Source organism: Yersinia alsatica (assembly GCF_025133195.1).
Taxonomy (GTDB): Bacteria; Pseudomonadota; Gammaproteobacteria; order Enterobacterales; family Enterobacteriaceae; genus Yersinia; species Yersinia alsatica.
On sequence record NZ_CP104006.1, the window covers coordinates 3,556,522 to 3,568,839 of the forward strand.

Genomic DNA, 12,318 nt, shown 5'->3' on the forward strand with positions numbered 1-12,318 from the left:
CCTTTATGTTGTACTACCCGATGATTAGCGGCCATAGAGCACCTCCACCGGATAAAGACGGGCAATACGCCGAGCAGGGAACCAAGTGCCAATGACGGCAATTAAAACCGATATCACCAATACACAAGGCACGACCATCCAGGCAAAACTTAGCGGTGCACCAAATAGCATTAAGCCGATAGCTTTTGCCAATCCCCAACCGGCCAGACAACCGGCTAAGCCGCCAATAAGACCGCTGGTGGCGGCTTCAAGATAGAACAGCATCAAAATTTGCCACTGCCGCGCACCTAAGGCTTTCATTAAACCTATCTCTTTCGCCCGTTCCATAATTGTGCTGGTCATCAGTGACGCGATGCCCATAGCCGCAGCAATCAGTGCCGCCAAGGTGACTACCGCCAACAACAACTGTATTTTCTCAATCACTACCCCTTCAGAAGCTGCCACTTGCCAGATAGGGCGAACCACTGAACCCGATATTGCCTCTTCAAGTTGATGAGCAATTGAAGAGACATAGGCGGTGCAGTACCACAAGTCATATTCTTCGGCATTCAGTGCTTCCAGATTGTCACGCGCTTTGCGCGATAACTCGTTTTCCGGCACCGTCAGGGCCGAAACCCTCACAGCCTGAATTTTGCCCGGCAGCCCTAGCAGCGATTGGACAGCGGCGAGCGGCAATACCAAGCGGCCCTCTTCTTCACCACCACTGCTGAGCACCCCGCTTATTTTCACAGTTAACGGGCCAGAAACGCCGTTGAGATGCAACTCATCGCCTATTTTCCAGCCGGTTTGTTGTGCTAGTTGTTTACCGAGCAATGCTTCAACTTCAGTGGCATCGGCTTTAACTGGCTCTTGTGGCCAATGCCCATTAACCTGCCAATAAGGGCTGATAATTTGCTGCCCGGTGTGGTAATCCTCTTCATCTGGCACGTCAACCGGCTGATTAAAATAGGTTCCCAGTAGCGGGATATCCTGGCCGTTGACTTCAGTCTCGCCACTCAGCAGCGGCGCGAAACCAACGATATTATTGCGCCAGAAGATATCTTTAATATTGGGCAACTCTGCCTGATCCAAAAAGTCCTGCCCGGTTAGCGGGTTACTTTTCTCGCCAAATAATGATGGCAGCGCAACCTGACCCGCGGGCTCAATCAGAATATTGGCACCATAGGATTTGAGCTCACGCGACATTTTATCGCCAATGTCGATTGACACCGCCAACAGTGAAGAAATCAACCCTGCGGCAAGGAACACCGTGAATACCGCCAACGATTTGCGCCGGACATTCCTAAACCAAGACTGTTTTAGCATGCGCCACAGCATAATTATGGATTCTCCTGCGTATCGCTACTGTCTTCAGCATGGGTAACTGGAGTAACAAATTGCTCCGGATGTTCACGGAAACGGTTGTAATTCGCCTCAGATGAGAAGAAGTAAGTTTTGTCGCTATAACTGTATTTGTAGTCGGCTTTTTGGTTGGTCAGGTGGCTTTTATCAACCGGGTCAATCACATCTAACGTAACGACGGTGGTGAAGTAATTAACTCCCGCCTCAAGAGAAGCTTTAGGAATCACTAACTCTTTATCATCGCTTTTCCAGTCTTCCAATGGGATAGGATTGCATCCCCCAGCTTTGCCAATTGATGGAATAAAGATATGCACTGCACAGGCGACACAAATAACCTGATTACCCTCCATCACGTAGCCCTGATCACCGCATAGCAGACAGGCATCAAAAACGACGCTAAGGCGCAACCGGTCCGGGTAGCGGTTGATGATAAAGAAACGAACAGCTTTGCCATCATCAGCAACCCAGACAAAACGGTGTAATTTGCCATCTCGTACTTGTTCAACCGGAATATGAACCAACCCATCAGCGGCAAGTGTGACGGGCAAAGCTTCAGATAATTGAGGAGGTTGAGAGGCAATTTTGTCCCAGTAAAGCTGGGCACCCGCCACTACAACCCACGCCAGCAAGGAGAAGAGCAAAATACGGCGTACATTGCGGTAATCAGCCAAAGCCTTACGGTGAGCAATAGGTTCTGCATTTTCACTGACAACCCGGCTTGCCTGCCGCAATGGCATGAAATAGCACAGTGTCGTAAACGCCAGCAGTAGCGCGCAAATGTAGCTTAGCCAGGCATGCCCATTGGTGACTAATGCAACATAGCTGAGTAGTGATTTAGTTAATGGCAGTACCTGTAACTTCATCAGCAGCAGAATCGCATCGCCACTCAGCGGTAAAATCAATAATAGTGTCAACAGCAGCAGTAATGGCCAGCGACAACGCGGCAATTGCCTAATCATCATCAACAACAGTACTGCGCTGAAGACAACCCAAGCGAACGCCATCACAATGGCGGCCAGATTGAGCAACAGGTCAGTATTAATTACGTGGGTGTTGGTAAAGGCCCCAAGATTTGGGTTATTGCCCCAATTGAATGCGGCCCCCAATACCAACAGAATCTGCCAGAGATAGCCTAATGATTGGCGGAGAATCAATTGACTGCATAGGAATAACAGCAATGCAACAAGCTGAACCACTGCCAGCACGAGCTGCAATTGCTGAGATTTAGGGTAATGGCTACCGGCCCACACTCCTGCAATGGCCATGAGTATTGTTATCCATATGACCCGATTTAGCGCAGGAGCGGGCCGAACAGCCCAACTAAGCCCTAGTAACAGCGCCACAGGTAGAAAGGCTTGTAATACGGAAACAAAAAAATAACTCATTAGCACACCTTGGGCAGAGAAATCATGGCCTTGCGTAATACGTTGTTACTGACAATCTTCTATTGACGACCATAACGTTTTTGCAGGGATTGATAACAACCATGCTTTAGCTTTTCAGCCATAAAGAAAAACCGCGATAACGGTATTAGCCATCGCGGTCATCATTATCAATTCAAGCCGGTATATTTAAAGTCGTAGCTCACATCAAAAGGTTTCCACCAGCGACCAACACCGGTCTCACTGTCTGTGTGGCGATGCAGACCCGCTTTAGACGGCTCGCTAATATGATAAGTCACTTTATAGTTACCTACGCCCATCATTTTGATGTTAGCGCCGTAGTGTGGGCCGTCGCTGGCCACCATTGGCATGAACGTGCCTTCTTGTTTAGCGCCAGTGTCGGTATTCACCAAGGTATAAGCGATAGTCAGGTATGGCATCCATTCACCGGCACCAAAACCATTTTTATTACCTTCGGTAGCATGGATATCAGCTTCCAGATGGATGTCTGCCTTTGCCGCTGGCAAGCCCATACCACGAGGTTCCATATCAATCGGTTGTAAGTAGACTGCTGCAATTTCCATATCATTAATTTTGATAGGTTCGCCAGCTGGATACTCTTTAAAGGCAAAGGCAGCAGGTGCTGCAAAAATGCTGGCAATGATACTGCTGGCAATAATCGTTTTCTTCATGGTCATGTAGCACACCCTCTGGTATCAAATGATAAGTACGTTGTCGTTATTCACACCGGCATTATGCCGGACCATCATGCTGGGATAGCACGACCACGCCGTTGCATTACCCAAAGGGCAACCAGCGCAGCAATCAGTAGTATCCCTTGAGGAATCAAGGTTTCCAGATATGGATAGATCCCCAACCAACTAATTTCAGGTACACCCGGCAACAGTGTTGGCTCAAACAGTTTGCCTTCAATCAACTCAAGAACACTCTTACCGGCAAATACAAATGCCATTAGGTACATAAAGCCACCGGTAAAGATGAAGAAAGGTTTCAGTGGCAATTTGACTACGGTAAAGCGCATAACCAGATAGGCCGCCAGCAAAATGACACAGCCAACGCCAAAGCCGGCTAAAATCGACAAGTGACCACTTGTTGTGCTGGCGTCGCCCATCAGGGCCAGATAGAACAAGACCGTTTCAGCCCCTTCGCGGTACACCGCCAGGAAACTGGTCAGCCACAGCCCTACCATGGAGCCACTACTGAGTGATTTGGAGAATTTACCTTCAAGATAGGCTTTCCATTGGCGCGCTTCTGTCTTCGAGAGCAGCCAATAGCTCATGGAGAACAGCATGACCACTGCAATCATCATGGTGAAGCCTTCCAGTAGTTCACGGCTTTGCCCTGAATTGGCAAACAACCATTGGAAGACAAAGGCTGTCAGCACACTGGCGATTAAAGCCACCACCACAGATTGGCGAATCAGCGATAATTTATCCTGATGGTTGTTTTTCACCAGATAGGCAACGATTGCGGCCACAATCAGTAAGGCTTCCAGACCTTCGCGGACAATGATAAGCAGGCTGTAAATAAACAGGCTCCAATCGGTTTCATCCCCACCACCGAGCATCTCTACCGCACTGGCCAGATCCTTTTGTAAGGCCTGGGCCTCTGCTTGTAATTGCTCGACTGGTTGGCCTGCTTTCATCAAACTGACTAAGCGGGTGAAATGCCCTTCTAATGTTGATTTAAATGCCGCATCGCGTGAGCCAACCTTGTTCTCCATGCCGCTGGCTTCAAACAAATCAAAATAGGTATCCTGTACCGCCATCATCGCAGGGGTGGTCTGCCCTTGTTGATATTGACTAATAGCTTCATTAATTGACTGGTTTATTTTGTTGGAAACGGCGGCCCAATCAGCATTGATTTGCCCGTCAGAATTGCCAGCGGTAGGAGAAGATTGCCCGGCCGCTGGCTGATCGGCGGTAACTTGCTGCTGTTCACGAGTGGTTGGCAACCCAGGAAGGATATCCTCAATGGTTTGAAGCAACCCGGTGACCCGATAGGCAACCTCTGTTATTTGATCCGGCTGGCTGGTTAAATCAATTAATGCCGTAAATTGCTGGTTAATGGCCGCCGCTTGCTGTGAGGAGCGATTTCCTCGTACAGACATTTCCATTTCAGAGTTTTTAAAGCCCTGATAATGGGCTTGTTGCACACTTTGGCTGGCAGCAGCGAAGTTACCGTCTTGATATTCAGTGATAGCCTGAGCCAGTAAGTCATCGATAATCTTGAAACTTTGCTGCCAATACACGGCAATATCGTTATTTTCGTAAGTGGCATGTTGCTGTTCAGCCGTCAGTTTGTGCCCATCAGTCAGAACCGGCAGCACCCCGGTCAGTTCGCTTTTAAGCCAGTTAATTTTATTATCAACTTCAGCTTGAGGTTTCCCCTCACCGATCATCCGGCGGATTTCACCAAAGGCGGCTTCCATCTGATAGCTTTTTTGTGCCGAAATATTGATTCGAATTGGCCCTTCGAGGTTCTCAAAAACTTCAAAATACGCCATTTGCACCATAGTGCGGGCTTCGTCATTATTCTTCTGTTGATATAACTGGGAAGTTTTATCGAGGCGGGATTGGATATCGTTGACCCACTGCTGGTAATCTGGATTAGCCCAAGCGATAGAGCTTGATAACCACCAACAGCAACAAAGCAGAAAAAACTTGTGCCAAATTCGCATAATGATAAACGCACATGAAGTTGATAATGAGATTTATTTACATTAACACTAAACAAGGGAAATGTGTCTTGATCAGCATCAAAAAATATTTAGTCTTTTGAATTTTTGTTTAAAAATGCGGGGCGTACCGCAACTCTCTACTCAAAAAACACGCGGTATGCATGAATCAGGCGACTAGCACCACAGAGCTTGAGTGAGTGACCGATAACTTTTTTAGGCGGTTCGATATGAATGATATTCAGACAGAATATGAAAATATTCGCGCAGCACTCGGTGATAATCGGTTAATAACCTTATTATATATTGGCAATGAGTCTACGACGGTGGTGACTGATAACCCAGGTATGGCTGCCGCTGAACAGCATCTTACTGTTGGCTTTAATAATATTGCCTCAGGTTATTTTAGGCACAATCCGCCGACAGCTGATGAGATGGAAACCGCCATTATGGTGGTTGAAGATGAAGTTATCCGTATTAGCCCTGCGGTCAACAGAGCATCACAACTGATTACTGCCGACAGCCATATCTGCACTATCGCCCAACTCGCAGGTTTACCGCCGCAAACTGAAATGACCCTGTCACTCGAATCAATGGAGCGCATGTTTGACCGCTTAGCCGCAGTGATGATGGGGAGACCCGCAGCATCAGAAGGGATCCCGGCAGATAATGAATTTGCCGCACGCTTACTGATTTTACGTGAATTTATGCATCACTTGCAGTTTTCATCCATTACTGTGCTAACGCCGACCCAGTAGAATTTAATGCAAAACGGACAGTGCATAACACTGTCCGTCTCTGGTATTACATCAATGGTGATTGCAGCTTATTTACGGCTTTTTTTATCCAAATTATCCGCCGGTAATTCACCTGGCAAGTAATTAGGTAATCGCCCCGCTGGGAAGATAGCCAGCAGTGATAACAACGCCATAATCAGCAAACCAAATTTCAGCGAGCGAAGGCGAGCTTCCTCATTAACACGTACCGCCTCTGCTACTTGTTCTGGGGTTGCCGTGGTTTGCGCTAACACACCTTGCAAGCGGTCATTACTCACGAAGTTAATGCTGTCCATATTAACTTGCGCCTGAATCTCAGGTGTCAGGATTGGGGTTTCAGCCACGCCACGCATTACGTTGGCACTTAACAAACCCACCAGCAAAGCACCGGCAACCGCCGTACCAATGGCGTTTGCCAGGTTGTTCGTGGTACCACGTAATGAACCAACATCACCCGCCAACTCTTTCGGTGATGCACTGACCAGCACGTTGAACAGTAAGGTCACCAGCGCCCCTTGAGCCAAGCCAAATACCACCAGACCAAAGAGTACTGCGAATTCACTCCAGTTATTACGTACCACAAACGCCAGCCATAACAAGGCAATAGTACAAATGATGAAACCATAACGGCCAATTTTACGCGGCGTCAGTTTCTTGTAGAAACGAACAATCAACATCGCCGAGAAAAATACTGACAAGTTAAACGGCATCATGGCAATCGCCGTCGCCATGGGGGTACTGCCCTGCACTATCTGGATATACAGTGGAACAGAGAAGTTCAACATAGCTTCCAGCGCTACCACTGCGAACATAGCAAATACGGCTGCTTTTTCAGTAGGTGAGGTAATGACCTCCAGTGCTAGCAGTGGCGTTTTACCTTGCTCTTGCCGACGGCGAGTCCAGACAACAAACGCTTGGCCTAACACAATACCCAACACAATCATAAAGGGTGCTGGCGAGAAGCCTAACAGGTCGAAAGGTGCTCCATCACGCACCAAGCCAAAGCCCCAGCGGTTGAGGTTATTAAAGCCAAACGACAGCAAAATAATCGCTGATGCCGCCAGAATCACACCAATGATGTCGATGCCAACGTCTGGGCGGCCTTGGTCTGATTTCAAACGGAAACTCAACACAAAGATGATTGCAGACAATGCTATCAATATACCGAATGCCGGACGCCAGCCGATGTAAGTTCCTAGCACACCACCTATCAGGAATGCCGCCACCCCTGCACCCGCACGGGCAGAACCCAGAGCCCCAAGCGCGGTCGCCTGTTGCGTACCACGATAGTTTTCAGCAATCAGTGCCACCAGTGCGGGCACTAATGCCGCCCCTGCTAGACCACTTAATGCCTGCGCACTGATCATCACAGTCACATTCGGACTAAATGTCATCATGACCTGTGCAATACCAAACAGCAGAACAGTACTGCGGAATACCACCAATGGCCCGAAACGTTGGTTAAGTTTGGCACCCAACATCACGAAACCGGCAACGGACAATGAGTACATGACGATCGCGGTTGCAATTGTCGTCGGTGGCACATTAAAACTTTTGACCATACCGCCCAACGCTACCGGCAGGGAGGCAACGTTAAATGACATCAGAATCTGAGCCAATGCGATGGTTATCATCGGCACCCAAGACTCTTTAACTTCCGCACCTGCGCGGTGAGCTGATTGATTCGCCATAAATATATCTATCCTTTTGAAGGCATTTTTTGAATAACGTAGGGTTTAAGCTCAATCCGTTTTTACAGCACACGATGATGTGAGCCATAAACGGCTTGCGAGCTCTACCTGACTCTCACAGCTCAACTTTTTTCGGTGTAAGGCTCAGAAACAAACATGTCCATCCCAAGACTACGTGATAAGAAACGGGCAGCCAGCTGACCTTTGACACTGTTGCCTGCGCTATCAAGTAATGGCGCAAAAGTCCCCAGCCCACCCTTCCCAGGTGACACTGTCACTATCCCACCGCCAATACCGCTTTTTCCGGGCAGGCCGATGTCATAAAGCCATTCACCGGACGTTTCGTATAACCCCGCGGTGACCATGACGGCTAAAGCGTAATGGCATACATCGTTATCCACCACCCGTTCACGAGTCAGTGGGTTAACCCCGCCATCAGCCAAAGTCGCCCCCATTACCGCCAGATCACGGGCGCTAACATTCAACGAACATTGGCGAGTATATAAGTCGGTGGCAATCATCGGGTCACATCCCAGACGACCATAACCTTCCAACACATTGGCAATACCGCGGTTACGGAAGTTGGTTTCGCAGGCGGATTGATAGACTTCCTCATTCAGAGTCAATTCACGGCCCGCAAAACTGCACAAACCGTCATAGATGAATTTCCACTGTTCATCACTGGTCGCTCCGGGCACCAAACTGGTGGTTGCAATTGCACCGGAGTTAACCATCGGATTAGTGCGCCCATCAGCTGCGCGCTCAATGGCAGTGACGGAATTAAATGCCATTCCCGTGCTATTAACCCCCAGTTTTTCGCGAGCAGCTTTTGCCCCAATGGCCTGGCAGACTAAAGCAAAGACAAACGGCTTGGAGACACTCATGATGGTAAATTCATAGTCCACATCACCGGCTGAATGCACTGTGCCGTTTGTGCCGACCATACACACCCCAAAGAGATGAGGAGGAATACGTTCTAATGCCGGGTAAACCGTAGAAACTACACCTTCAGTATCACTACCAAAACGTTTATGGGCTTCTTGTATCAAATTAACCACGGTGTCTGGATCTGGCAGATGCCCAGTTGATACGTAGTCGATAATTCCATTCTTGCTATCATCTTTAGGCATATAGTTATCTCCCGTTTACCTTTTGTTTATTTTTCTGTCTTTTTTATCTCTATAACTTATTAAAAGTGCCAGAAATACTTCTACGTTTTAATTTATATGAAATGGTAATAACAATTCGCCGCTTGTTTGATTCTCGGTTTTATCAAATGATCATGAAATTCTTAGAGTAAGATATCCTAGGTTAAGAAAACTGTATATCAGTTGTTTTCAATACATTGATTATCTTTGAGCTGTAGGAGGAACAGTAATTTTGTTGCAGTATCATGACATTAATGGGCTGCGCTAAGCATATTAGATCCGAAATGACTTAATTAGTGGTAGCAGATTAACATGTGATTGAGTATTCATACGGCATAATAGCGATATATTGCTGGCAAACTGTTAGTTAATAATCGTCCTAGGAAAAGATAGTGTAATGATAACTCGCAGGAGTGTGGGCGATTATTATTAACGGCGGTTTTTCCTTATACTAAAATTTATCCCCCCCCAAAAAAGCATCACTAACACATCAGGAAGGATAAATAATAAAGAATTGATTTGGCCATCAGCCTCTATCACTCATCAACCTAATTTTTAGCAAAACACTCAATGCACCTTCATGCCATAGGGAGCAACCAAAGGTAGTAAATTTGATAACTATATAAATAGTTAAGTAGCTAAAGTAACCCTAAGTCTTAGCATCCTATAGAATAAACAGCGTAAACTATAGAGCGATTTTGGCTGCTCACATATTTTGATTTGCCACTCGTTATACCGCACCCATTTCATCAATCTAGACGTCTGATAGACCCTCAGGCCAGTGTCTCTGGAGCATGACATGAATAACGCAACAACGGCAGGAAAGCAAAAAGTGCCGTTACGGCTTAGCACTTCAATCACATTGATGGTCTCTGGAGTGATTGTGTCTGTGCTATTGGTGGTCCATACACTGTTCTTTGTTCAGCTCAGTCGGATGGCACAAGAGGGTTTGCAAGACAAAGCCGTTGCCGTGGCGCGGGCATTATCTTTTTCGCCCACGATAATTAAAGGATTAAGTGATCCAGTGGCCGGGCAGCAAATACAGGCCTATACCCACGAAGTTCAGCAAGCTAATGACCTGCTATTCATTGTTGTTACTGATATGAAAGGCATCCGTTATTCACATCCTAATCCTGAGATGATCGGCCAGCGTTTTATTGGTAATGATCTGCAACCCGCATTAGAAGGTAAAGAGAATAGCGCCATAAACCGGGGCGTATTAGAACGTGCATTGCGTATTTTCATTCCTATCTATGAGCCCCACGGGAAACAAATTGGCGTGGTGGCGATTGGTATTTCTCTTACGAGTATTGACTCCGTAGTCAGTGAAACTCGTTGGACTATCCCTTGGACCATTTTATTTGGCGCATTAATTGGCTCTCTGGGAACGTGGTTCTTAGTGAAAGCGCTTAAAAGAATTATGCTGGGTTTTGAGCCCTACGAGATATCTAATTTGTTCGAACAACGTAACGCGATGCTGCAATCCATTAAAGAGGGTGTTATTGCCGTTGATGCTGACTCACGTATTACTGTGGTTAATCATGAAGCGAAGCGTTTGTTTAAGCAAAGTGGGCCGATGGAGAATTTATTACTCAGCAATGCCAGTAAATACTGGCCGGTACGTTTGTATTTACAGCAGGTTCTGGAAACCGGCATTGCACGGCGCGATGAAGAGATAAACTTTAATGGCAGTATATTACTGACCAACACCGTCCCTGTGATGGTGAAAGGCGATATTATCGGCGCAATTGCCACTTTCCGAGATAAAACAGAAGTTAGCCAATTGATGCAACGCCTAACCGGCATGGTCCATTATGCCGATGCATTGCGGGCGCAGTCGCACGAGTTTATGAATAAGCTCCATGTTATTCTGGGCTTATTACATATGAAGTATTACCAGCAACTCGAAGACTATATTGTCAAAACATCAAATAATTATCAGGCAGAAATTGGTTCTCTGTTGCGCAAGGTAAAATCTCCGGTAATCGCCGGTTTTCTGTTAGGGAAAATCAATCGGGCTCGTGATTTGGGTATTACATTATCAATCAGTGACGATAGCCTTTTACCTGATACTGATAATGAGCAAGTGACCACCACCTTGATTACCGTGTTGGGTAACCTCATTGAGAATGCCATGGAAGCAATTGGAGATCAGGTTCAGCGGGAAATTAATGTTAGCTTTCATTATCAAAATGGCCGGATACATTGTGTTGTCAGTGATGATGGGCCGGGTATTGCTGCCGAGTTACAAGATCGTATTTTTGATAATGGCTTTTCGACCAAGGGCAATGAACATGGCATTGGTTTGAGTCTGGTTCGGCAAAGTTTAGAGAGTATTGGTGGTAGTATTGAGTTTGATTCGGAAGCGGGCGTATTTACACAGTTCTTTATTAGCCTTCCCTACGATATAACGTCGAATAGCATGACCTCTAGTGACAATTCGTCAAACAACATCAGCGCGGTAAATCATGATTAATGTATTAATAGTGGATGATGATGCAATGGTGGCTGAGCTGAATAAGTGTTATCTGAGCCAGGTTGCAGGTTTCAACTGTTGTGGCTCGGTATCCACTTTGCAGCAAGCCCGAGAGCATCTAATGGCAGCGGAACAGCCCATTGACCTGGTTTTGCTGGATGTGTTTATGCGCCAAGACAACGGGTTAGATTTGCTGCCGGTATTACGCGAATTCAGCGAACATACCGATGTCATTGTTATTTCATCTGCCACTGATGTAAACACCATCAAAAAAGCCCTGCAATATGGCGTGGTTGATTATTTAATTAAGCCATTTCAATTCTCGCGTTTTGAAGAGGCGCTCTCAACTTATCGCGAAAAACAGAATTTGCTGGAACAACGTGAATATTGTGCCCAAGAAGATGTGGACACATTACTGCGGCGCAATAATTCAGCGCCTGTTGAGCGCAAAAAATTACCAAAAGGACTAACAGCACAAACATTGCGTACAGTATGTGAATGGATTCAAGAGATGCAGGATGGGGAGTTCTCAACTGAACAGATGGCGAATGCTATTGGGATTTCACGAGTTTCTTGCCGTAAATATTTGATTTATCTTTCTGATACTGAAGTTCTGAGTACTAAAGTTCTTTATGGTGCTACTGGGCGACCCGTTTATCTCTACAAGCTCTTACCCAGCCAACAGGAAGTATTAAAACAGTATTGCCAGTAACCTTTGGCTTTATTATTTCTGTCTAAAATAACCAACGGCATCCGATAAAAGATGCTGTTGGTTATCACCTAGCCGCTAAGCGTTTATTTACATA

At 46.5% G+C, this 12,318-nt stretch carries 9 protein-coding genes; 3 read left to right on the forward strand and 6 right to left on the reverse strand.

Translation table 11 applies throughout. The features are described 5' to 3' along the window. Positions 1-24 precede the first annotated feature (24 nt). The 4 genes from N0H69_RS15865 to N0H69_RS15880 form a co-directional block, all read right to left on the reverse strand. Positions 25-1,317, reverse strand: a complete 1,293-nt coding sequence (locus N0H69_RS15865) for an ABC transporter permease (protein ID WP_050122046.1) — start codon at positions 1,315-1,317, stop codon at positions 25-27. Positions 1,318-1,319: 2 nt separating this feature from the next. Continuing rightward, complete coding sequence (locus tag N0H69_RS15870; RefSeq protein WP_050151659.1) at positions 1,320-2,726, reverse strand: Fe-S-containing protein; 1,407 nt, start codon at positions 2,724-2,726, stop codon at positions 1,320-1,322. 167 nt (positions 2,727-2,893) lie between these two features. Continuing rightward, on the reverse strand, positions 2,894-3,421 hold the full coding sequence (locus tag N0H69_RS15875) for an iron transporter (protein ID WP_004390794.1): 528 nt from the start codon (positions 3,419-3,421) through the stop codon (positions 2,894-2,896). Between the two features lie 68 nt (positions 3,422-3,489). Beyond that, entirely contained in the window at positions 3,490-5,424 is a 1,935-nt protein-coding gene (locus N0H69_RS15880) for an FTR1 family iron permease (protein ID WP_050146364.1), read from the reverse strand. A gap of 227 nt (positions 5,425-5,651) precedes the next feature. Between N0H69_RS15880 and N0H69_RS15885 the strand changes: the two genes are divergently transcribed. Next, complete coding sequence (locus N0H69_RS15885) at positions 5,652-6,179, forward strand: hypothetical protein (RefSeq protein WP_050107369.1); 528 nt, start codon at positions 5,652-5,654, stop codon at positions 6,177-6,179. A 68-nt stretch (positions 6,180-6,247) separates the two neighbouring features. Here N0H69_RS15885 and N0H69_RS15890 read toward each other — a convergent pair whose 3' ends face one another. Both N0H69_RS15890 and glsA read right to left on the reverse strand, forming a co-directional pair. Further along, positions 6,248-7,888, reverse strand: coding sequence for an MFS transporter (locus N0H69_RS15890; protein ID WP_050107370.1), 1,641 nt, complete (start codon positions 7,886-7,888; stop codon positions 6,248-6,250). 122 nt (positions 7,889-8,010) lie between these two features. Next, a complete protein-coding gene (glsA, locus tag N0H69_RS15895; protein ID WP_050122035.1) occupies positions 8,011-9,018 on the reverse strand; it encodes a glutaminase A in 1,008 nt (335 codons plus the stop codon). Positions 9,019-9,835: 817 nt separating this feature from the next. Between glsA and N0H69_RS15900 the strand changes: the two genes are divergently transcribed. Together N0H69_RS15900 and dcuR are read left to right on the forward strand one after the other, a co-directional pair. Then, the gene (locus N0H69_RS15900; RefSeq protein ID WP_050151279.1) at positions 9,836-11,512 is read left to right on the forward strand and encodes a sensor histidine kinase; all 1,677 of its coding nucleotides are present in this window, start codon (positions 9,836-9,838) and stop codon (positions 11,510-11,512) included. Continuing rightward, positions 11,505-12,224 (forward strand): two-component system response regulator DcuR, encoded by a 720-nt coding sequence (dcuR, locus tag N0H69_RS15905; protein WP_050107373.1) that lies wholly within the window; start codon positions 11,505-11,507, stop codon positions 12,222-12,224. Before N0H69_RS15900 ends, dcuR begins: the two co-directional genes overlap by 8 nt. Positions 12,225-12,318: the final 94 nt, after the last annotated feature.

What these genes read in the sequence shown, in the direction of transcription:
- N0H69_RS15865 (WP_050122046.1), bottom strand. Translation starts at nt 1,317, where the DNA reads ATGCTGTGGCGCATGCTAAAACAGTCTTGGTTTAGGAATGTCCGGCGC.
- N0H69_RS15870 (WP_050151659.1), bottom strand. Translation starts at nt 2,726, where the DNA reads ATGAGTTATTTTTTTGTTTCCGTATTACAAGCCTTTCTACCTGTGGCG.
- N0H69_RS15875 (WP_004390794.1), bottom strand. Translation starts at nt 3,421, where the DNA reads ATGACCATGAAGAAAACGATTATTGCCAGCAGTATCATTGCCAGCATT.
- N0H69_RS15880 (WP_050146364.1), bottom strand. Translation starts at nt 5,424, where the DNA reads ATGCGAATTTGGCACAAGTTTTTTCTGCTTTGTTGCTGTTGGTGGTTA.
- N0H69_RS15885 (WP_050107369.1), top strand. Translation starts at nt 5,652, where the DNA reads ATGAATGATATTCAGACAGAATATGAAAATATTCGCGCAGCACTCGGT.
- N0H69_RS15890 (WP_050107370.1), bottom strand. Translation starts at nt 7,888, where the DNA reads ATGGCGAATCAATCAGCTCACCGCGCAGGTGCGGAAGTTAAAGAGTCT.
- glsA (WP_050122035.1), bottom strand. Translation starts at nt 9,018, where the DNA reads ATGCCTAAAGATGATAGCAAGAATGGAATTATCGACTACGTATCAACT.
- N0H69_RS15900 (WP_050151279.1), top strand. Translation starts at nt 9,836, where the DNA reads ATGAATAACGCAACAACGGCAGGAAAGCAAAAAGTGCCGTTACGGCTT.
- dcuR (WP_050107373.1), top strand. Translation starts at nt 11,505, where the DNA reads ATGATTAATGTATTAATAGTGGATGATGATGCAATGGTGGCTGAGCTG.